The sequence below is a fragment of the Methylocystis parvus OBBP genome (genome assembly GCF_027571405.1).
Lineage (GTDB): Bacteria > Pseudomonadota > Alphaproteobacteria > Rhizobiales > Beijerinckiaceae > Methylocystis > Methylocystis parva.
Window position 1 is genome coordinate 50,789 of sequence record NZ_CP092969.1, and the last position, 18,401, is coordinate 69,189.

The following is an 18,401-nucleotide window of genomic DNA, read 5'->3' on the forward strand; positions in this document are numbered from 1 at the left end:
CAAAGTGCGAAAGCCGTCATCGAGAGGATTCCGATGTTGCGCGCGCCACGAAAAGGTCAGCGGCGTGCAACGGATCGACATGTTCGCGAGCGTTCGAGGCGCCAGCCGAGTGCATCTCGCTTGCAAAAATTTTGTCGTGGGAATGCGCCGGGAAGAGAGGATGGGGCGCGGCCTTTCCGCTCTGCTTCGCGTCGTCGAGCTTGTCTTTCGAGACCATTTCGTTTGACGTTGTTGACGCGACGGCGGTGACAAATATCGGCGCGCGAGGCGCGTCAGATGGCGGACTTATTGACGCAAATGGCGCGTCGCCAAAGCCGAGTTTTGGCGCCAGGCGCGCGACATAATCGGTGGTTTCGAGCGGCAACGGCCGGCCGCGAAGATGCGCCTCATAGCGCCCTGGGCCGGCATTGTAGGCCGCCAGAAATCCGTTCGCGCCATAGCGCCCATACAGCTCCGATAGATAAGCCGCGCCCGCGAGAATATTGTCGCGTGGCTCGAAGGGATTGGGGCCGAGCCCGAGTTTGGCTTGCAGTTCCGTATAAGTCTTCGGCATGAGCTGCATCAAGCCGACCGCGCCCTTGTCGGAGACGGCGTCGGCGTCGCCCCCGCTTTCCGCCTGCATGACGGCGTGCAGCCAGGCGACCGGAATGTTGTAGCGCCGTGACCCTTCCAGCATCGCGTTTGCGACGACGACTTGTGGCGATCTCACGTCGGTTGCGGCGCGAAGACCGAGCAGTTGGGCGTGCGCGTCCGAGATGAACGCGACGCAAAAGAACGCGCCAAGGACAGTGAACTGCGAAACGCGCCGGAAATGCTCACGCCTCATGTCGATGTTTAAAGGAGTCCACGATGACGCGCTCATCAATCGTCCTCCTTCGTCCAGAGAGGTGCGGCATGTCCGATGATTGCGTTGATCGGCAATGCTCCGAAATATCGACCGTCCAGCGACGCCGGCACGTCCCAGTTGAGAAGAAAGACCTCGCCGGGACAGAGGACGAAACAGCCGCGCCAGACCGGCAGCGGTCGGCCAGCGTGATCCCTTTCGCGCGCTTCCACCATCGTGGTTCCATCAACGCTGACGCTGAGCCCTTCGCGGCAGATTTTTTGTCCCGGCAGTCCGGCGACGCGCTTGATAAGCGGGACGCCTCTGGCAAGATAGCCGCGCGCGGCGAGCCAGTCGCCGAGCGGTTTCGGCGGTCGGGCGACGACCAGGTCGGTGACGGTCAATTTGCCGATCGGACGCACGGCATAGAGGCCGACCGGCGCGCTCGACGAGACGTTCCAGATGAAAAGCGGCTCGTGCCGGAAGTAAGAAGTGGACGCGAGCGCGACGCAAGAAAGGAGAGTGAGCGCGAGAATTTTCATGCTTCTTTCTCGACTCTCAAGCGCAGCAGCCAGGCGCGATGCCGCTCGCGCGAATAGGATCGCGGCGCCAGGCCGGCGGCGAGACGATTGTGGATATGACGCCAGTGATCGGGACAGATCTCCTGCGGCGCGAAGCCGAGCGCTTCGACGGATTCGATGGCTCTCAACACGCGCTGAACCTTCTCCCATCCGAGCGCGCGCAGCAGGATTTCCGCGCCGGGTCTGACGCCGGGGACGGTCGAATAGGTTTCGCCTGCGTTGCAGGCGCGCAGAATATCGATGCGCGAAACCAGCGTGCCGTGGCCGTTCGACGCCCAGCGCATGAAGGCGAAAATCGAGCCCGGCGCGAAGCTCGCGACACGCCGGCGCCGATCGAGCGTGCGCTCGGCGATCGGTTTGCCGAACCGAATCCGGCGCTCGATCCTGCCCTTCATGTAGAAGAGTTCGACTTCAGTGGGAGCGCTCATGACGCGTCTCCGCAGCGGCGAATTTTGATTTGCCGGGCGGGACACTCGTTCGCCAAGGAAGGCGCCGTTGCAACCGTACGTACGGCCGAAGAGTGAAGGGAAACTTCCTCTTTCCGGCTTCGCTCTCTGATGCCGGAATGTTGGATTGTCTCCACAGGCGTTGACTCTAAAGAAAAAGTTAGAGTCATTACGTTAGTACAAGTTAGGCGCGCCGTTTTGCGCTCGAATAGAAAGAGTTGCGACTGATTTTGGTTCCCGATAGCACGCGCCGAGAGTTCCTGATGGCACGCGGCGCGAGTTCCCGATAGCACGCGCGTTTTCACAGCTTATCCACAGAGTTATCCACAGGCCTGCCGCTCGTGGATTTGCCGCTGCGCGAACGGCCGTTTGGCCTGATATCTAGACATGCGGACGCGCTGCTCTCGGCAGGCTTGAAAACAAGACGCTCGCGTCCGCGCGAATTGCGATCGATCGCTAGGGCATAGCCGGGCAGCGGCTGGCGCCGTACGATGTCGCGCAATTCGAAAGCGAAGCGCTTGAGCGGCGACAGGCTCGCGGATTTGAGATGAAGATGATCGAATTCGAACGACCAGCCGCCCTTCTGGCGACCGCCATGCTTGCGCACGATGCGATAGAGCCAGCGCTCGAGCCCGCCGGTCAGCGCGAAGTATGCGCGGTCGATCGACAGCACCAGGTCCTTGTCGAGGACCGCGCGATAGAACCAGTCGGTCAGAACGAGTTCGACGCCGAGCGGGCGGCCGCTCGCGTCGGTTCGCTCTTTCCACTCGTTGATCCAGGAAAAGCGGCGCGTCCAGCGCTCGGCGGGTTGCCGGATGGACGTTTCGATCGTCGTCGATTGCAGCCGGTCGAGCGCGGCGCGGAAGCGATCATAGTCGCGCGCCGAGGTTCCTCGGTCGATGAAGGTGAGGATTTCGCGCGGGGTCGCCAGCATCAGGCGCGAGGTGTCGCGCCCGGCGTTGCGCGCCGCGATGATCTGCGAGGCGGCCCAGATCAATATATCCGCGTCCCAGATCGTCGCCATGCCATATTCCGGCGTGGCGTCGACGCGAATGGTCAGCTCTCCCATGCGGAAGTCGATCGGGACGACGCGGGGCGATTTGGCGAGACTGAAGAACGGATAGGCCATGAGGTCCTGCACGTCGCGCGGCGCGATGTCGGCGGGAACGCAGCGAAACGGGCTGAGCTTGAGGAGTTCGCCGGATCGATGACGGGTCGCGGACATGGCGATGCCTGGCTCAACGATCAGAACGGACAACGGCGGCGCTCGGCGTCTGGCGTCTCGCCGGCAGCACCGTCCCGACGCCGGGATCGGAGGTCGAGGCCTTGGCGCCGCGCGTGGCCCAGGCCTGCAAATCGTCCAGTCGGTAGACGACGCGCCCGCCGAGTTTCGAGTAGAGCGGTCCCGTGCCATAGGTGCGATGCTTTTCGAGCGTCCGGCCCGAGAGCCCCAGGAAACGCGCGGCTTCGGGCGTGCGCAGATAGCGCGGCGGCAGTTCGGTCATGACGGCGGACATGGGCGAGCCTTGGGAAATCGAAGCGCGCCGCCGACTATCGGCGGCTGTCGTCGATCACTTTGGCGGAGAAATTCCGGCGGGGTGGATGGCGAAGATGGGGGGCGCGAATTTCGCCACCCCTTAATGCTGCGAAGCCGTGCTACGAAACGGTTGAAGCCAGCGGCTATTTGCTCAGGAATTTGCGATAGCCGCCGCGCATCAGCGCGACGCCATTGCGCACGAGCCGGATGGTGACGTCACGAATGGAGGAGGATTTCCAGGGCTCAGCGTCGATCCACGCCGATCCGAACAGGCATTGGGCGATGACGCGGTAGGACGCGCCGCTCAGATGGCCGTCCAGCGCCCGGAGCGTGTTGACGAGGCGACTATCGCGCAAGGGTCTGGCCGGTCTCGCGCGGCCCCCGGCGAAACGCCAAAAGTTCATTGCCGCTTCAATGCGATGCGGCGTCATTTTGTCATGAGGGATCGCGGCTGCGAGCGGCGTTCCCTCGCGCGGCGGATCGGGAAGCCATAGCTGATGCTGGTTGCGGCCTGTTCCCAGGATGAGATGTTCGCCGTCTTTCGTTCGCAGGCGTTTGCGCAGGTCTGGCCAATGCGAGGGCGTGAATCGCAACTCGCCCCTGTTGGTTGGACTGGCGACGAGAATGACCGCGCTTGCGCGCGCTTCGGGAAGCCAGATTATATCGGCTTCATTCGCGCCGAGCGCAGGGTTTACCGCGAAATCGCAACCCCCAGCGACGCTCGGCGCCGGCGACGCCGGAATCCAGAGCGGCTCGAAATCCGGGGTCGGCGTAATCGGCGTGATATTCTTCATCGCGCCGCAGAAATTCCCACGCCCGGGAGGGCCAGTTCAAATCATCCAAAGAGTCATATGCGCTCGATGAGCGCCAATCCGCATCGATCATGAATTTTCTCGCGAAAGAGTGTGGCCGAGCTTCAGTATCGGGGAAATCTTGTCGATAACTCGCAGAGACGGAATCCAAAGCGGGCATGGCGTCATGCCGAGCTCAAGCGCCCGATTGCCGCAGATTTGACGCAGAGGGAAATTTCGGGGATCGCCAAGGTCGGGCCTGTTCAGGCGGGGCCCGCCAAAAGATCCTTATATCCCTTGTTCGCCAGCCATTGCGCGCGCGCGAGATGCGTGTCGTAGGCGCGCCTGGCGCGGGCGGGCTCACGAACGGAGTCAATGCCGAGCACGATACTCGAAATTTCTTCCCATGCCGCCCCTTCCTTCGCCGCGTCGAGCATTCGCAAGTAAACCTTGAAATGAGCGCGGTCGTAGTCGGTGACATGCTCGTCGGAGGGAGCAATGTCGGCGATCGGATCGGCGTTCTCAGAGCTCACGGATTTAGCGTTCCTCAACTGACTTGCCGCCTCGTTGACATTCTAAGCAGAAACATTGCCGAACGGTAACAAGTGCGGCGCAAGTGCGCCGATGCACTGCACAAATCGACGCCCGAAATTCCTCCGGCTGGTCGCCGGGCGAAACGTAGCGATCGTAACGCCGAGAGTGATCGGCCAGCTCCGCCCGCTCACGGACGATAAATACATATTATAGTAGATAAACCTCAAAGTATGTAACAGTCCAGCCTGTCCGCATGGATATGCGGAAGCTGGTGGGGCGGAACGTGAGGCGCATTAGGCTCGAGAAGGGCCTGACGCAGGAGGAATTCGCAGAGAAATCCGGCTTTACGCAGCAATATCTGAGCGGGCTGGAACGTGGAACCCGAAATCCGACGATCGTCAGCCTGTATGAAATCGCGCTTGCGCTCGGGGTCGAGCATGTGGCGCTCGTCGCCCCCGACGCCGTCGCAATGCAGGAAGAGACGCGCCGCCCCAAACAAGGGACGGCCGGGACGGAGCCGACCGCCGCCAGGAAGCGCAAAATCAAATCCCCCACGCTGCCGCCCTCGGCCGCGCGCGAGCGGCGGATACAAAAAAAGCCCTGAAATTCAGGCGGCAGCTTCGAACGTGACGAGCGATACCGCTCGTCACGGAGGGCGTGCACCTGCCGCGTGGCTCGGGCAGTGTTAAATGCGACGCCCCGCCCGATCTACCGGGCGAGGCTTCGGCGGCGCCTCGTTCAGTCGCCATTGGCCTTGCGGCTGCGCGACCAGATGAGGGTGTAGCCTTCGCCGTCCTCGTCGTCGAAGAGATTGGCGTAGATCGGCGCGCTGAAGCTCGGATCGTCGAGCTTGACCGAGAGATAGTCGCGGCCCTCGGCGGAGCGCTTCGCCCATGCGGCGCCGATGTCAATTCTACCCACATAGACGCGGTGGCTCGGCGCGTTGTCACTGGTCCGGTTGGCTTCGGGAACGATGCGCACGCCCTTGGCCTGGACGCTGAGCGTCACGATCTCGCCCTGAAACTCGTCGCCGGACTTTTTGAAGGAGCCGATGTTCGCCATGATGATTCTCCTGTGAGGTGCTGTTCTCGAACCCGCGACCGTCGCGGCCTCGATGGCGATCAAAAGGTCGAAGGCGATCGGCGACGCACCCGCAGGGCCGCAACAAAGCGGAGGACGGCGGAGCGGCGACTTTCTTGGCTCGCGAGGAATGACGCTCGCAGAGCGTCAGGGGAAGAAAGTCGCCACGCCGCTGTTGCGTCCATGACGATCGAGGCGCAGCCGTCCTTCGGCCAGATCAAGCCATAAGAGAGGCTGCGCTGGTCGCATCGGGTCGGACAGCCTTCTCAACAAGGAGAACCGGCGCGACTCGGATTATCCGCACAAGGAGTCCGGCGTTCGAGGCGAAGGAAAAGAAGTGCTCGGCGTTAAATGACGGGAGAGCAGTTTCGGGATTGCCCACGGACACCGCTTCGGTTCGAGGGCGCTGCTTATGTGGGGAGGCGAAAGACTCGTGCGCCGGGCGGACGCCGTCGAACGTCGCATGACGCCGATCAACAGTTTCGACGCCGAGATTTTCGTCGATGCGACCAACCATGAGACGATTGGCCGGGATCATCCAACCGTTTCCAATCGCGAAGACACGCTACGCGCCTATGGCAAGGCCAGCGACGCCTACGCGGTCTTCCGGAAGATGTTGAAGAAAGGCAATCCGCCCGACGACTGGGAGACGCTGGTTGCGGCGGCGAAGAAAGAAAGCGTGCGCGACCGATTGGGTCACATGCGCTGAGCGCAGGATCGAGGCTGGCGGCGCTACGCGCCGCCTGCATTGAAGCGCCACACAAGGATTCCGAGCTTCCGCGCCTTGTCGGCGAGGTTGGCGGAGATGCCGGAGCCCGGGAAGACGATGACGCCGATCGGCAAGGTTTCGAGCATGGCGTCGTTGCGCCTGAAGGGCGCCGCCTTGGCGTAACGCGTCCAGTCGGGCTTGAAGACGATCTGCGGAACCTTGCGATTGTCGGCCCAGCAGGCGGCGATGCGCTCGGCGCCGCGCGGGCTGCCGCCATGCAATAGCGCCATGTCGGGATGTTTGGCGAACGCCCTGTCGAGCCGGTCCCAGATGGCGTGATGGTCGTTGAAGTCGAGCCCGCCGGTGAAGGCGATTTTCGGGCCAGAGGGAATGAGGACTTCGGCCTCAGCCCGCCGTCGGGCGGTAAGAAAGTCGCGGCTGTCGATCGCCGCCGCGGTCAGGGCGCGATGATTCACTTTCGATCCAGAGCGTGGCCGCCAGGATGAGCCGGTGTGGCGTTCGAACTGCTCGGCGGCGTGATCGCGAAAAAGCTCCATGCCGTCGCGGCGTTCGATCAATGTCTGTCCTTCGGCGATGAGGCGCTCCAGTTCCACCGAGCGGACCTCGGAGCCGTCCTGTTCCTTCTGGCTGCGCCGCTGCGCCTGTTCATTGTCGTCGAGCTGGCGTTCGATCCTGCCGATGGCGCGGTGGAAGAGATTGACGCTCGACCAGAGCAGTTCCTCGAGGTCCGGTTCAAGCCGTGTGTCGGCCAATGTCGCGGCCAGGGCGTCGAAAATGTCGGCGACGGCGCCGGCGATCAGTTGCTCCTCGGGGAGCGGCCTCGGGTCGGGTTCATCCTGGAAGGAACGATAGCCGTAAAGCTGGAGTTCGGCGAGAACGCGATCGGTTGGGGAGGAAGATTGCGGCGGCTCGAAGCCGGGATTGTCGCGATCGGTGGCCATTGGCGCTTTCCCTTGTCGGATCGGCCGCGCCCATCGCGGCCTTCATGGCGACAAGAGACGGCGGGCGGGCCGATCCCGCACCGGGAAGCGAAGCAACCGGCCGAAGCGCAAGCGGAGGATGGCGGAGGGCCGGCTATTTTGCTTCGCGCTGTAAAGCGCCCGTAAGGGCGCGACGGAAAATAGCCGGCCCACAGCCATTGCGGCGCGGACCGCTTGCCGCAAGGTCGCCCTCTATGAAGGCCGAAGCGCGGTCCTCTCCGACATTCCCGGAAAGCGCGTCGATCTGATGCGACAGGCCAGCATCCGGTTTGCGCGCCGTTTCCTCGTCCCCATACCGGCTTACGCCGAAAGACTCATGAAACGCGCAACGTCTTCCGGCGCGATCCGAACCCTGATCGCCGCCCGCAGCTCGTCGACGCCAAGGTGATGAAGGTCGTCGTTGAAATCGCCCTGGACGGGTGACAGGACGATGGCTTCGATCTCGGCGGCCCTTGCCCGGTCGATCAAAATCGCCGCCGCGCGCTCGCCCGCCGGATCGTTGTCGCGCAGAATATAGAGACGGCGCAGCGTCGCCGGAAACAGGATGGCGGAAAGATGCGCGGCGGAGAGCGCTGCCATCATCGGCATGGTGGGCAGGACGCATCGAAGCGACAGCACGGTTTCGACGCCTTCACCCGCCGCCATGATGTCGTCCGAGACGCCAAAGCGGACGCCATGGCCAAGGAGAGAACCCATCGCCCGTCTCGGCGTTGCGATCGGCGCTTTGTCGTGGCGGGACGGGTCGAGCCAGGTGCGATGCGCGCCGACGATCTCGCCGGAATGATCCGTGACGGCGGCGACCATGGCGGGCCAGGTCTGAACCGGAGAACCATTGTCGGCCCGATAATAGCAGCGCCGATGAAAGCGAAGCGCGGCTGTTTCGTGCAAAGCGGTAATGCCGCGATGTCGTAAGTAGGCTTCCGCGCGCGTGCCCGCGATCGGCCGCGACATGGCGAACAGGCGTCGTGCCGAATCCGACGGGCCCCTCAGCGTCGCCTTCGTGCGGGACTGCTTCCCATTCGATTTTGACGCTGGCTGGGGAAGGCTGAGAAAGCGCCGCGCCTCGTCGACGACATCGCGAAATTCGCGCAGCCGACACGTCTCGCGGATGATGTCGAGCAAGTCGCCATGTTCGCCGGTTGCGGCGTCTACAAATTTTCCAGCGACGCCCTTTCCACAATCAGGTCCGCTCAAGCGAACAAACAGGCTGCGGCCGGGCGTATTCCTCGCGTCGCCGATGAGCCAATAATTCCCTTCACGATGGCCATTCGAAAGATAGCGCCGGCACACGGCCTCGGCGTCAAGCGCGAGGCGACGCGCCAGCTCCGAAGCGATTGAATTGGACATGACGAGCGCGCCCTCCAAAGGAAAAAAGGGACCCGCCATTGCTGGCGAGTCCCACACAGTCGGCCTCGGGGAGGTCATTCGGCGGCGACGTCCTGGGGGGCGTCCACCGACGCATCGTCAGAATCGCGCGCGGCGTCGATTTCGTCGATGGCCGTTTCCTTTCCGATTCCTCCCGTTTCTTCGATCGGCGTATCGGCCGCGGCGGCGCCCGTCTCGGAACGCGCTTGTTTGGCGTCATCGACCGGTCCACCCGGCGTGCGCAGCGGCTCAGGCAGCCAGCCGGAGCCCGCGAGCAGTTGCTCGGCCTCCTGCGCCATGTCGCCCTTCTTCAACGGCTCGACGCGCTTCGCCTGCTCGGCTCCTTTGGCTTCCCGGACGGCCTCGACGATCCGCGCCTTGGTGACGCGGCCGAGAAAATTATCGACAGTCGGCGCCCAACCGGTCGCGGTGATGTCGAGGGAAAGCGCCCGCGCGAGACGATTGGCGTGCGCCAGCGCTTTCGGCCGCTTGTTCCAGGCTTCATGCACGGCGTTGACGGTAAGGGAGACGCAATGGGCGAAGAGCCGCAATTGTGTCTCGCTGTCGAATGTCGTCAAGACGTCCCAGAGGTCGCCGGGTTCGGCGGGAAGCTGCTCGGACCAATCGTGATGACGGGCGTTCACCTTGGCGGCGAGCGGCGTGTCGCCAAGCCCCGGCGCCTGGGCGCCAAAAGCGATGGTTTTCGGTTCGATCTCCAGACAGGAGTCGGAGCCGTAACGGTAGAACGATTTGAGGCAGAGCACATGCAGCGCCGCCAGAAAGGCGATGTTCGGATCGGCGCCGATCGCCTCGCGCAGCGCCAGGGTGCGCCAGGCGGTGAGCTCGGTCAGCAATTTGTCGGGGAGCGGACGGAGGCTGTCGTCTTCCTCATCCTCCCCCGGTTCGGCCTGAACCGCGCCGCGATCTGGCGCCGAGGTTCTGGCGACCGATGCCGGTAATGAGGAAGCAGCAGTCGCTTCGATCTCCTCGTCCTGCCCGGCGGCCTCCGGTTCTTCGATCGGCGCCTCGTCCTCGGGGCGGATATAGCCGCGTTCGATGCGCAGGCGCCCTGAGCCGTCGATGCTGACGAAAGCGCCGGCGCGAGCGATGTCGGTCGGTTCGTAATTTACGGGCCGCTCCTCGATCGCGTCGATGGCGGCCTCGATCTCGGCGAGGCGCTGATCGACCTCGTCGGGAATCTCGTCCATATCCGCGTGGGCTTCCTCGAGCTGCTCGGCCTCGGCGCGCAGGGCGTCGAGCGCCGCGTTTTCCTCGTCGGTCAGAGGCTGGCGCTCGCCCGGGATATGACGCAGCCCATAGGTGTGGCCGTAAGGAAAGTCGGTCGCGACCTCGACCCATTTCCAGCCCTCGGCGCGAGTGGCTTGCGTATCGCGTTCGAGCTTCTCGGCGACGAGCCGGTCGAGCAGACGGGCATCCTGCAGCCAGCCGCCGTCGTCGCTCTGAAACAGGTCACGCATGACCGCGCCGCCGGCGGCGATGTAGTCTTTCCCGGCATATTGCGCGCGCTTATCGGACGCGCGCACGGCGCTCTCGGTCAGCAGCCGGCGGATCTGATAGGCTTCTTTATTATAGGAGCGCAGAATCGCGTCCCAGACCTGTTCCTGGCGCTCATGGTCAGGACTGACCGTGAAACCCATGAGCTGGTCGAGCGTCATGCCGTCCTCGGCGTAAATGTCGAGGAGCTTTGGCGACACGGAGGCAAGCCGTAGCCGCTGCCTGACGACATTGACGCCGACGAAGAAAGCCGCGGCGATCTCCTCTTCGCTCTGGCCTTTCTCGCGCAGCGCCAGAAAGGCCCGGAACTGGTCGAGCGGATGTAAGGGCGCACGCTGGACGTTTTCGGCGAGGCTGTCTTCCTCGGGTGTCCCCTCCGTGCGCACGACGCAGGGGATCGGGGCGTTGCGCGCGAGGCGCTTCTGCTTCACCAGCAGCTCCAGCGCGCGATAGCGGCGTCCGCCAGCGGGGATTTCGAACATGCCGGTCTCGGCGCCGCCGTCGTCGAGCACGGGACGCACGGTGATGCTCTGCAGGAGCGTGCGGCGGGCGATGTCCTCGGCGAGCTCCTCGATCGAAACGCCGGCCTTGATCCGCCGCACATTCGCCTGCGACAGCATGAGCTTGTTGAAGGGGATGTCGCGCGAGGCGCTCAACTGGATTTTATGAACCGTCCTGGCCATAGGGATGACTCCGCGACGGGCGGCCGAAAGACTTTCTTTCGACCTGAAAACCCGTCACGAAGACCGGCGCAGCCCTCTTCCTCTGAGGGCCGCGCCACAAAGTTCAATCGTAAGCGCATGGCGCCTGAGTCTAATGGCCCCGACGACGCGACGCCCTGAAATAATCAGGCGGCGCGCTCGAGAAGCGCCCGGGCCTTGCCTTCCATCTCGAGTCGCGCATCCTGATGCGGCTTGGCGCGGGCGATCGCTGTAATGCCCTGCACGAAGTCGTACAGGCTTTCCGGCGGTCGTCCTTCTTCCCTGAGAACGGCGGCGATCATTTTCGCGGTGTCGGCTTTGCTGAAACCGCGCTTGCGCAGGAATGTCTCCCGCTCCTCGTCCTCGCGGGCGACGATGCGTTCGCGCGCCGCCTTCACGCCGGCGATGAAAGGCGCCGGCGAGGATCGCGCGAAATTCTCGAGCGCCGGCGCCGCCTCATGGGCAAAACGCTGCGCCGCGAATTTGCTATGCCTGATGCTGATTTCCTCGAAACCTTCGACGCCCCAAAGGCTCCGATTCATGCACACGGCGCGAAGATAGAAAGAGGCGACGCCGAGCGTCTTCGATCCGACCTCGCTGTTCCAGCAATAAAAGCCGCGAAAGAACACATCAGGATCGCCGTTCGGCAGACGGCCGGCCTCGATCGGATGCGTATCGTCGACGAGAAAAAGAAAGACGTCGCGGTCGCTGGCGTAGAGCGTCGTCGTCTCCTTTGTCACGTCGACAAAGGGATTATGCGTCATGGTCGCCCAGCCGCTCCCGCGACGCCTTCGCCTCGTTCTCAGAAAGCAGCCCCTCCAGTTGCTCCCGCCAGGGGCCAATTTTGGGAAGCGGCTGCGTCTCGCGCTCGTAGCGGAACTCCGTTGCGTCCGACCGGATGACCTTGCGCACAACCTTCCGCGACACGCGTAGCTCGCGACAGATCTCCTTGATCGGCTTCTTCTGGGAAAAGTAAGCGCGCCGTATCTTCGCAATCGTTTCCACAACCAGCATGCCAACCCGGCCTCCCTCAGAAAAGGAGGCCAATGTGGACCCTCAGCCCCGGGGTCCCGATTGGACGCCGATCACCCCGAAAACGGGGTCCTTATTCCATGCCTATTCACAATCGGGTCACAGCTCTCTTGAAAGAACCTGAACGCGTTGCTGATGAATACCGGCGCCGTCTCGCTCAAGCCGCCGCCGGCGTCGCGCCAGAAGAGGTCGTCCGCCTGGACAAGCAGATGGCCGCCTTGCGGCGCGGCATTGATCGTCTCATTGACAGCTACGCCGAGGGGTTTGTCGAGAAAGTCGAATTCGAGCCGAGGATCACGGGCATGAAACAACGCCTATCGGAGCTCAAGGAGCGTCAGCAAACGGCTGTCCGCGCCGCTGAAAGCGAGCGAGACCTTCGCCTTGTGATCAGTCATTTAGAGGATTTTGCCGCAAAGGTGTCAGAAGGCCTGGACAAGCTCGATCGGCTCGGACAGCGCGACATTATCCGCGCCCTTGTTAAACGCATCGAAGCGGACCGCGACGGGATTGAGATCGTATTCCGCGTTCCTCCCCCCGACACGCCGGTCGGGCCAGCCTCACCCACCGAGGCGCCACCAGATTGACAACAATGTACAGCGGTTCGTCGAACGAACGTTTGGTTGGATCAATCGCGCCCGCCGCCTCGCCAAAGACTTCGAGGCGACCACGAAGTCGTCGCTGGCGTGGCTGCTCGTCGCTCTCGCCTTTCTGCTCGTGCGCAGGCTGGCGACGCGCGTTCTTCACAACGGATGAATTTCGAGTCGGGCTCTTAGCCACACGCGGTGGGACTGCAAATATCACATTGCTTTCATTCCCAAATGCCGCAGGAATCGTCCCTTTCGGCTGCTTGGCAATGGATGCGTCATAGAATGACCAACAAGCTGGTAGCTGGCGATCGACCTACCGCCTCTTTGGAGAAAGAGTTTTGTCTCGCCTCGGCGCCCCTTCCTGTTGCTGAAATATCCACTACCTGCCGCGTCACATGGTAGGCGCTGTCCGCACGCTTCCCGAAATTGGGGTGACTATGGATTTCCGCCATTATTCTCGCGTGGCGTCGTCTGGTGTTCAGGACGCAGGCCCGCAGCTCACGCATGAAAATCTGTCCAAAGGAGCCATTGTAATTTCGAAATGCTGCTATATCTAGAGGCGTAGGGTTTCGGCCAGACGATCCCTCTCCCGCCTTTAGCGCATCCGGCTTGTGGCTTCCGCTCCAGAATATTGATCTATTGCGGCAGCTGCGCAGTGGCCGCAACCCTGTTCGTGGATAAGGACATCTTATGCAAATCGGCGTCGGCAAATGGTTCGATGCGAACGAGGGCTTTGGCTTCAGGGACCGGACGTTTTCATGCACGTTAGCGCAATAGGCAATCGAACACGCGGGACTTCCGGCGATCGTCGAGGGCCAGAAGGTTGGATATGAAATTTTGGTAGACAAGCGCAGCGGCAAGTTCTCCGCAAGCTTAATGCAGCTTCACGACTAACATTCCTCTCGCGGTCTTAGACCGGCCGTGGATGTACCGGTGGCCTAAAGGCGAGCGATTTAAGGCGGCGGCCTCAACTCCGCTGTCGTCCGTATCTCTTTCTCTAACGAAAAGGCGTGTCAGCGATGGCCAAGGAACAGCGGCGCGGAAACCGTGAGGCGAAAAAGCCGAAGAAAGTGAAATCGGTGAGCGATCCGACTGAGAGGAGTGGTTCACCCTTATCGACGGTTGAAAAGCTGAGAACTCAAGATCGCAGCAAGAAATGACGCGTGTGGACTGGCGTGTTTTATCTTACTTCGGCAAGAGGTAGCAAATGGTTGACGATTTCGATGCCCGCGAACACTTTAGCATGCTGAAAACCGTGAAGGCTCCCCTTCATAAATTCGAACTTGGCGTTCATGTTACTTGCAAACCCGGACCTTTCGCCGCGAAGAGTTTTTTCGAGTAACAGGACATCTGCCTGATGGTGGTCATCGTCTGCAATACCGGATTCGGTCCGACCGCGGCGGGCATGAACGCGTTGTCGCTGAAAATGCTCTGGTGTGGGCGGCGTAACACAGGCACATAGGAAACGGAGGTGGCGATGGATGCGAAAGACTATTTTCTCGAGGCGTCGCTCTTTTATACCAAAAGCGCGGGCCCAAGCGGAAGGCGCTTGTCTTCCGGCGCTTCATCAGAGAGCCGCTGAAGCGATCGGGTTTGCGGTCGAGGAACTCACGCCAAAAACTTTTCGATGGCTGCCCGCTCGAAATAAACGAGGCGCATGACTATAGTCGAGAGATTCGACCACTCTAAGCCGATCATATCTTTCTCCTGCGCCGGCGTTCAAAATAGACTTTGACACGGCGCTTCGACTTCAAGGATCTTCGTGAGAGCTTCAATCACTGAACGGGGAATTCACCGACAAGGCCGGCTGCTAGAAGGTTATCTGCTGAATATGCCGAAGGGCGCTGCGAAAGTCCGGAACATGATAATTATGGATATCGCGCGGCTCTCTGATCTTGGAGCCACGCGTTATGCAGCGGACTTATCTGAGGTCTTGGTCTTATTCGACCTGACGCATCCCCACCTTGATTGAACTCAAACGCGCTCGGCTGAGCACTCGGGAGGCCAACCTCAATGATCGATCAGAACGATGTTAAGTTTGCAGCCACCTCTTGGTGGCGTGATCCCCCTTACCAATCTGGCGCTTGTGCATGCGATACGAATGCTCTCCGGCGCCGACCGCACGCCTGAAGAAAGTTGGCTCGCGCTGACTTTCGATAAGTGGCGACGAGTAGCGGATCTTGCCGCCCAGTACAGCGACGACGGCGATTTGGATTTGGGTGACGAGCAAATGCCATAAAAATCCTGTCGATAGTAATCGGCGGAGCCGCGCCATTGGATGCGTCGAGAGTAAGGGTCGGTGCGATGTCTGAAATGAGGATCGGATGAATTGGCATTGGTGGACATGGTTTGGCTACTCGGCAATTTTTCTGCTAATCGGGGTAGCTCACGGCGTCTGGTTCGCCGCCGTTCGCGAACCTGAGATCGGTTTGCGTTTTGGTGCGGCGGTGATCTGCTTGGGAATTGTGGTCACTGCCAGGCCTTTTTTTCGGACTGGTCTGCGGGAAACTGTCGACCGTCAGTTGCCGCCCGGTCTACTCGATGCTGTGAGTCCGTCTTTGCCGCAACCTCATTCGGATTATGCGTCTCTCAGGCATCTCAGGTGGCAGAAAGTCGAACACAAGCGCGTTCGTCCTGGGATTGTGCACGATGTTGTGGCTGAACGAGTCATAGGCGTCGCCTTGATCCTGCTGGGCACGTTCGTTCATGGTTATGGGGACTTGCCGCTGAGATGGATCGCCGAGGAGTGACTTTTTCATCGACGCGGCGGACGGCTCCCAAACAGGAATGGATCGACAAATTGACTGGGTCGGTCCGATCGTCGACGATTTCTGATGCAGGGAGGGCCGCCTGCAAGTGCAGTAGCGGGACGCGCTCCGACGATCGCCTCTGCGTCGAGCCTACAATTCTTTCGCGCTGCTAGAGGGTGTTATGTACTTTAGTGGCTGATTGGCTTAGTGGAATCGGATGGCTCCGATTCGCAAAAGCGTATCCGTCCGATGTCAGCGACGAAGAGTGGTTGCTGGTAGCGCCGTATCTGACGCTCATGGACGAAGGCGCGCCGCAGCGTCAACATTCTCTACGCGAGCTGTTCAATGGCCTTCGCTACGTGCTGCGTTACGGCATCGCATGGCGCGCCATGCCCAACGATCTGCCGTCGTGGTCTGCCGTGTATCAGCAATCGCAGCGCTGACTTTCAGCGGGCGTGTTCGAGGCGCTTGCGCAGGACCTGCGCGCTCTGTTGCGCGTCGCCTTCGGGCGCGCGGCGGAGCCGACGGCGGCGATCATCGACAGCCGCACCTTGCGCTCGACGCCGGAGAACGGCCCGCGGGCAGGCTATGACGGCGCCAAGCGAACGAAGCTACACATGGCGGTCGGTAAGACCGTATGTCCGCTTCTGCGACTGAGGTGGCTCGCCCTACGCGTAAGCGTGATGCGACGACCGCGGATCAGTTGAGGCCGCAGCATTTCTTGTATTTTTTGCCTGATCCGCATGGACAGGGATCGTTGCGACCGACTTTGCCGAACGAAGTGGATGTGAGCGGCGACGATACTGGCGTCATGTCGCCGAGATCATGGCTTTCGAGACGCCATTTATTGAGGGCCAAGACGAACGGGCCGATCAGTTCCGTCGCGGTTGATGCGAGGGCGTCATGCTCGAGCTTGGAGAAGCGCGCGTCGCCTCGAGCGATATCGGCGAGCGTCAGCAAGCCCGACATGGCTTTGGCGGTATCCAAGTCCGCATCGAGCAACGGTCGCCATGCAGCGGGGCGAAGCTTCACCGCCTTTTCGAAGCCTTCGATCCACAACTCCCAAAGCACATCGCCGTTGCGATCATCGATGGCGAAGTAAGGCGCATAGGTCCCGGGCCTCTCGAAAAGCCGTTTCGCGAGATCATTGTAGTGCGCCATGACGAGCGCCAGCACTTCGTTCAGGTGAGCCATCGAGTCGAAGGCGGGCGCCGCCTCCTCGTCCGTCTGCCCCCAGACGACCGGCAGCCATTCGCTCGGCGGGATCATCTCCGGACAAACGAGCACGCCGGCGACGAGCCCATCGAGTTCTTCCAGCAGCATGGCCTCCTCGCCCATGTCGAGGAGAGCGCTTTTAAGCTGCCCGAGATGGCGCGGCGGCTTCCGCATGAGGCTTCCATTTCCAGGGAAGGAGATCATCGATCCGGTTGATCGGGTGATCGGCGATGCGAGCGATGACGTCGGCGAGCCAGGCTTCCGGATCGACGTCGTTGAAGCGCGCGGTTTCGATCAGCGTATACATGATCGCCGCCCTTCGCCCGCCCTCGTCGGAGCCGGCAAAGAGGTAGTTTTTTCTGCCCAATGTCAGGGGCCTGACGGCACGTTCGGCAGCGTTGTTCGTCATCTCGAGACGTCCGTCGTCGACGTAGCGGATCAAGGCCATCCAGCGCGAGGTCGCATAACGGATGGCCTTGGCGAAGTCGCTCTTGCCGCTGATTTTGGCCAGCGTCGCGTCAAGGAAGGCGCGGAGTTCGGCAAGGACGGGAGCCGATCGTTCCCGGCGCGCGGCGACGCGCTCGGCCGGCGGCTTGCCTTTGACGCCGGCCTCGATGACGAAGAGCCGCGCGATGATGTCGAGCGCTTCGGCCGCCGCCGGCGATTTCGTTTCGATATGCACGTCGTAGAGCTTGCGCCTCGCATGCGCCCAGCAGGCGACCTCCTTCAGCGGCGCCGGCGCGCCGGTTTTCGGATCGGCCTCGTAAAGGCCGCCGAAGCCCGTGTAGCCATCGGCATGGAGATGGCCGCGACAGCCCTTCAGCAAGGCATGGGCGTGCTCGGACGTGCGGTCCGGCGAGTAGAGGTAGAAGGCGGCCGGCGGCGCCGTCGACCCATAGGGCCTTTCATCGCGCACCGCCGTCCATAATCGGCCAGTCTTCGTTCTGCCGCGTCCCGGATCGAGCACGGGCACCGTCGTATCGTCAGCATGAACGGCGGGACCGCCGCGCACGTGACGCGCGATGCACTCGGCCAGCGGCTCCAGCAGCGCCGCCATATGGCCGACCCAGCCGGCCATGACCGAGCGGTCGATCGTCACGCCTTCGCGTGCGTAAATGCCGGACTGGCGATGCAACGGAAGGTGATCGCAATATTTGGCGACGATGACATGAGCCAGCAGCGCCGGCCCCGGCCGTCCCTTCTCGATCGGCAGCGTCGGCATGGGCGCCTGAACGATCGTCTCGCAGGCGCGGCAGCTCATCTTCGGCCGCACATGCGCCACGCGCTTGAAGTGCGAGGCGACATATTCCAGCATCTCGCGCTCGTCGACGCCGACCCGTCCGAATTTGCTCCCGCCGCAGGTCGGGCAGACGCAGGGCGCGTCGTGCACGACCGTCTCTAGCGGGAGATGGTCGGGCAGAGGCGCACGAACGGACGGCTTCTTCGGGGTCGATGACGAAGCGCCGTTTGTGGTCGCTTCGCTTCGCGCCACGCGCCCGGCGTCGCTCTCCTCCATGTCGCCGATCAAGAGTTCGAGCTGTTCGATATCGCGGTCGAGCTTTTCCGACGAACGCCCGAAACGCGCGCGCCGCAAAACGGCGAGCTGCATTTTCAGCTTCTCGATCAGCAGGGTCTTGGCGTGAACTTCCGCGGCGAGCGCCTCGGCGAACCGTCGCAGTTCGGTGGGGTCTTCGGGCAAATCGGCAGCGGCGCGCGACATGGTTTTGTCTACCA

Annotated in this window: 19 protein-coding genes and 6 pseudogenes; 9 read left to right on the forward strand and 16 right to left on the reverse strand. The window is 62.1% G+C overall.

All coding sequences use genetic code 11. The annotated features are described in order from the left end of the window. Positions 1-16 precede the first annotated feature (16 nt). The 8 genes from MMG94_RS19930 to MMG94_RS19960 form a co-directional block, all read right to left on the reverse strand. On the reverse strand, positions 17-862 hold the full coding sequence (locus MMG94_RS19930) for a lytic transglycosylase domain-containing protein (protein WP_244415505.1): 846 nt from the start codon (positions 860-862) through the stop codon (positions 17-19). Further along, the gene (locus MMG94_RS19935) at positions 862-1,365 is read right to left on the reverse strand and encodes a S26 family signal peptidase (RefSeq protein WP_016921749.1); all 504 of its coding nucleotides are present in this window, start codon (positions 1,363-1,365) and stop codon (positions 862-864) included. The genes MMG94_RS19930 and MMG94_RS19935 overlap by 1 nt, the downstream gene beginning before the upstream one ends. After that, on the reverse strand, positions 1,362-1,832 hold the full coding sequence (locus MMG94_RS19940; protein WP_016921750.1) for a DUF2840 domain-containing protein: 471 nt from the start codon (positions 1,830-1,832) through the stop codon (positions 1,362-1,364). The genes MMG94_RS19935 and MMG94_RS19940 overlap by 4 nt, the downstream gene beginning before the upstream one ends. 319 nt (positions 1,833-2,151) lie before the next feature. Then, positions 2,152-3,075 (reverse strand): replication initiator protein A, encoded by a 924-nt coding sequence (locus MMG94_RS19945; protein ID WP_016921751.1) that lies wholly within the window; start codon positions 3,073-3,075, stop codon positions 2,152-2,154. Positions 3,076-3,088: 13 nt separating this feature from the next. After that, positions 3,089-3,367, reverse strand: coding sequence for a helix-turn-helix transcriptional regulator (locus MMG94_RS19950; protein WP_016921752.1), 279 nt, complete (start codon positions 3,365-3,367; stop codon positions 3,089-3,091). A gap of 163 nt (positions 3,368-3,530) precedes the next feature. Beyond that, entirely contained in the window at positions 3,531-4,172 is a 642-nt protein-coding gene (locus MMG94_RS19955; RefSeq protein ID WP_420846627.1) for a DUF2285 domain-containing protein, read from the reverse strand. After that, a complete protein-coding gene (locus tag MMG94_RS22185; protein WP_420846626.1) occupies positions 4,057-4,359 on the reverse strand; it encodes a transcriptional regulator domain-containing protein in 303 nt (100 codons plus the stop codon). The genes MMG94_RS19955 and MMG94_RS22185 overlap by 116 nt, the downstream gene beginning before the upstream one ends. Before the next feature lie 82 nt (positions 4,360-4,441). After that, positions 4,442-4,711: a DNA -binding domain-containing protein gene (locus MMG94_RS19960; RefSeq protein ID WP_016921755.1), complete on the reverse strand. Its 270-nt coding sequence runs from the start codon at positions 4,709-4,711 to the stop codon at positions 4,442-4,444. A gap of 254 nt (positions 4,712-4,965) precedes the next feature. Here MMG94_RS19960 and MMG94_RS19965 point away from each other — a divergent pair. After that, positions 4,966-5,172 (forward strand): annotated as a pseudogene (locus tag MMG94_RS19965) (helix-turn-helix domain-containing protein); the annotation flags it as partial. A 278-nt stretch (positions 5,173-5,450) separates the two neighbouring features. On the opposite strand, the gene MMG94_RS19970 reads toward MMG94_RS19965, so the two are convergent. Beyond that, positions 5,451-5,774 carry a DUF736 domain-containing protein gene (locus MMG94_RS19970; RefSeq protein WP_016921757.1) on the reverse strand — a complete coding sequence of 108 codons (324 nt, stop codon included), beginning with the start codon at positions 5,772-5,774 and terminating at the stop codon, positions 5,451-5,453. A 430-nt stretch (positions 5,775-6,204) separates the two neighbouring features. On the opposite strand from MMG94_RS19970, the gene MMG94_RS22190 reads away from it, so the two are divergent. Continuing rightward, complete coding sequence (locus MMG94_RS22190; RefSeq protein WP_016921758.1) at positions 6,205-6,501, forward strand: type II toxin-antitoxin system YhaV family toxin; 297 nt, start codon at positions 6,205-6,207, stop codon at positions 6,499-6,501. 23 nt (positions 6,502-6,524) lie between these two features. Here the strand turns inward: MMG94_RS22190 and MMG94_RS19980 are convergent, their stop codons facing one another. The 5 genes and pseudogenes from MMG94_RS19980 to MMG94_RS20000 all read right to left on the reverse strand — a co-directional run. Then, a complete protein-coding gene (locus tag MMG94_RS19980) occupies positions 6,525-7,463 on the reverse strand; it encodes a DUF2493 domain-containing protein (RefSeq protein ID WP_016921759.1) in 939 nt (312 codons plus the stop codon). A gap of 339 nt (positions 7,464-7,802) precedes the next feature. After that, positions 7,803-8,849: a DUF7146 domain-containing protein gene (locus MMG94_RS19985; RefSeq protein ID WP_026016516.1), complete on the reverse strand. Its 1,047-nt coding sequence runs from the start codon at positions 8,847-8,849 to the stop codon at positions 7,803-7,805. A 74-nt stretch (positions 8,850-8,923) separates the two neighbouring features. Then, positions 8,924-11,065 (reverse strand): ParB/RepB/Spo0J family partition protein, encoded by a 2,142-nt coding sequence (locus MMG94_RS19990; protein ID WP_016921761.1) that lies wholly within the window; start codon positions 11,063-11,065, stop codon positions 8,924-8,926. Between the two features lie 164 nt (positions 11,066-11,229). Beyond that, positions 11,230-11,856: pseudogene (locus MMG94_RS19995) on the reverse strand (DUF932 domain-containing protein); the annotation flags it as partial. Continuing rightward, positions 11,855-12,097, reverse strand: a pseudogene (locus tag MMG94_RS20000) (IS21 family transposase); the annotation flags it as partial. The pseudogenes MMG94_RS19995 and MMG94_RS20000, both read right to left, overlap by 2 nt. Positions 12,098-12,195: 98 nt before the next feature. Between MMG94_RS20000 and MMG94_RS20005 the strand changes: the two are divergent. The 7 genes and pseudogenes from MMG94_RS20005 to MMG94_RS20030 all read left to right on the forward strand — a co-directional run. Next, entirely contained in the window at positions 12,196-12,699 is a 504-nt protein-coding gene (locus MMG94_RS20005; RefSeq protein ID WP_016921764.1) for a hypothetical protein, read from the forward strand. Positions 12,700-12,718: 19 nt separating this feature from the next. Then, a pseudogene (locus MMG94_RS22195) lies at positions 12,719-12,868 on the forward strand (hypothetical protein); the annotation flags it as partial. Between the two features lie 524 nt (positions 12,869-13,392). Then, a pseudogene (locus MMG94_RS22200) lies at positions 13,393-13,596 on the forward strand (cold-shock protein). A 125-nt stretch (positions 13,597-13,721) separates the two neighbouring features. Further along, positions 13,722-13,862, forward strand: a complete 141-nt coding sequence (locus MMG94_RS20015) for a hypothetical protein (protein WP_154420386.1) — start codon at positions 13,722-13,724, stop codon at positions 13,860-13,862. 869 nt (positions 13,863-14,731) lie between these two features. Then, positions 14,732-14,941 (forward strand): hypothetical protein, encoded by a 210-nt coding sequence (locus tag MMG94_RS20020; protein WP_154420388.1) that lies wholly within the window; start codon positions 14,732-14,734, stop codon positions 14,939-14,941. A gap of 85 nt (positions 14,942-15,026) precedes the next feature. Then, positions 15,027-15,452: a hypothetical protein gene (locus MMG94_RS20025; RefSeq protein WP_154420390.1), complete on the forward strand. Its 426-nt coding sequence runs from the start codon at positions 15,027-15,029 to the stop codon at positions 15,450-15,452. A 212-nt stretch (positions 15,453-15,664) separates the two neighbouring features. Continuing rightward, positions 15,665-16,078, forward strand: a pseudogene (locus MMG94_RS20030) (transposase); the annotation flags it as partial. A gap of 73 nt (positions 16,079-16,151) precedes the next feature. On the opposite strand, the gene MMG94_RS20035 reads toward MMG94_RS20030, so the two are convergent. Both MMG94_RS20035 and tnpC read right to left on the reverse strand, forming a co-directional pair. Beyond that, complete coding sequence (locus MMG94_RS20035) at positions 16,152-16,841, reverse strand: UPF0149 family protein (RefSeq protein ID WP_016922177.1); 690 nt, start codon at positions 16,839-16,841, stop codon at positions 16,152-16,154. Further along, a complete protein-coding gene (gene tnpC, locus MMG94_RS20040; protein ID WP_016922178.1) occupies positions 16,807-18,387 on the reverse strand; it encodes an IS66 family transposase in 1,581 nt (526 codons plus the stop codon). Before tnpC ends, MMG94_RS20035 begins: the two co-directional genes overlap by 35 nt. Positions 18,388-18,401 lie beyond the last annotated feature (14 nt).

Coding starts and splice junctions, on each gene's coding strand:
- MMG94_RS20005 (WP_016921764.1), top strand. CDS start 12,196: ATGCCTATTCACAATCGGGTCACAGCTCTCTTGAAAGAACCTGAACGC.
- tnpC (WP_016922178.1), bottom strand. CDS start 18,387: ATGTCGCGCGCCGCTGCCGATTTGCCCGAAGACCCCACCGAACTGCGA.
- MMG94_RS22185 (WP_420846626.1), bottom strand. CDS start 4,359: ATGCCCGCTTTGGATTCCGTCTCTGCGAGTTATCGACAAGATTTCCCC.
- MMG94_RS19945 (WP_016921751.1), bottom strand. CDS start 3,075: ATGTCCGCGACCCGTCATCGATCCGGCGAACTCCTCAAGCTCAGCCCG.
- MMG94_RS20035 (WP_016922177.1), bottom strand. CDS start 16,841: ATGCGGAAGCCGCCGCGCCATCTCGGGCAGCTTAAAAGCGCTCTCCTC.
- MMG94_RS19930 (WP_244415505.1), bottom strand. CDS start 862: ATGAGCGCGTCATCGTGGACTCCTTTAAACATCGACATGAGGCGTGAG.
- MMG94_RS20015 (WP_154420386.1), top strand. CDS start 13,722: ATGGCCAAGGAACAGCGGCGCGGAAACCGTGAGGCGAAAAAGCCGAAG.
- MMG94_RS19940 (WP_016921750.1), bottom strand. CDS start 1,832: ATGAGCGCTCCCACTGAAGTCGAACTCTTCTACATGAAGGGCAGGATC.
- MMG94_RS20025 (WP_154420390.1), top strand. CDS start 15,027: ATGAATTGGCATTGGTGGACATGGTTTGGCTACTCGGCAATTTTTCTG.
- MMG94_RS19990 (WP_016921761.1), bottom strand. CDS start 11,065: ATGGCCAGGACGGTTCATAAAATCCAGTTGAGCGCCTCGCGCGACATC.
- MMG94_RS19970 (WP_016921757.1), bottom strand. CDS start 5,774: ATGGCGAACATCGGCTCCTTCAAAAAGTCCGGCGACGAGTTTCAGGGC.
- MMG94_RS19950 (WP_016921752.1), bottom strand. CDS start 3,367: ATGTCCGCCGTCATGACCGAACTGCCGCCGCGCTATCTGCGCACGCCC.
- MMG94_RS19985 (WP_026016516.1), bottom strand. CDS start 8,849: ATGTCCAATTCAATCGCTTCGGAGCTGGCGCGTCGCCTCGCGCTTGAC.
- MMG94_RS20020 (WP_154420388.1), top strand. CDS start 14,732: ATGTTAAGTTTGCAGCCACCTCTTGGTGGCGTGATCCCCCTTACCAAT.
- MMG94_RS19935 (WP_016921749.1), bottom strand. CDS start 1,365: ATGAAAATTCTCGCGCTCACTCTCCTTTCTTGCGTCGCGCTCGCGTCC.
- MMG94_RS22190 (WP_016921758.1), top strand. CDS start 6,205: ATGTGGGGAGGCGAAAGACTCGTGCGCCGGGCGGACGCCGTCGAACGT.
- MMG94_RS19980 (WP_016921759.1), bottom strand. CDS start 7,463: ATGGCCACCGATCGCGACAATCCCGGCTTCGAGCCGCCGCAATCTTCC.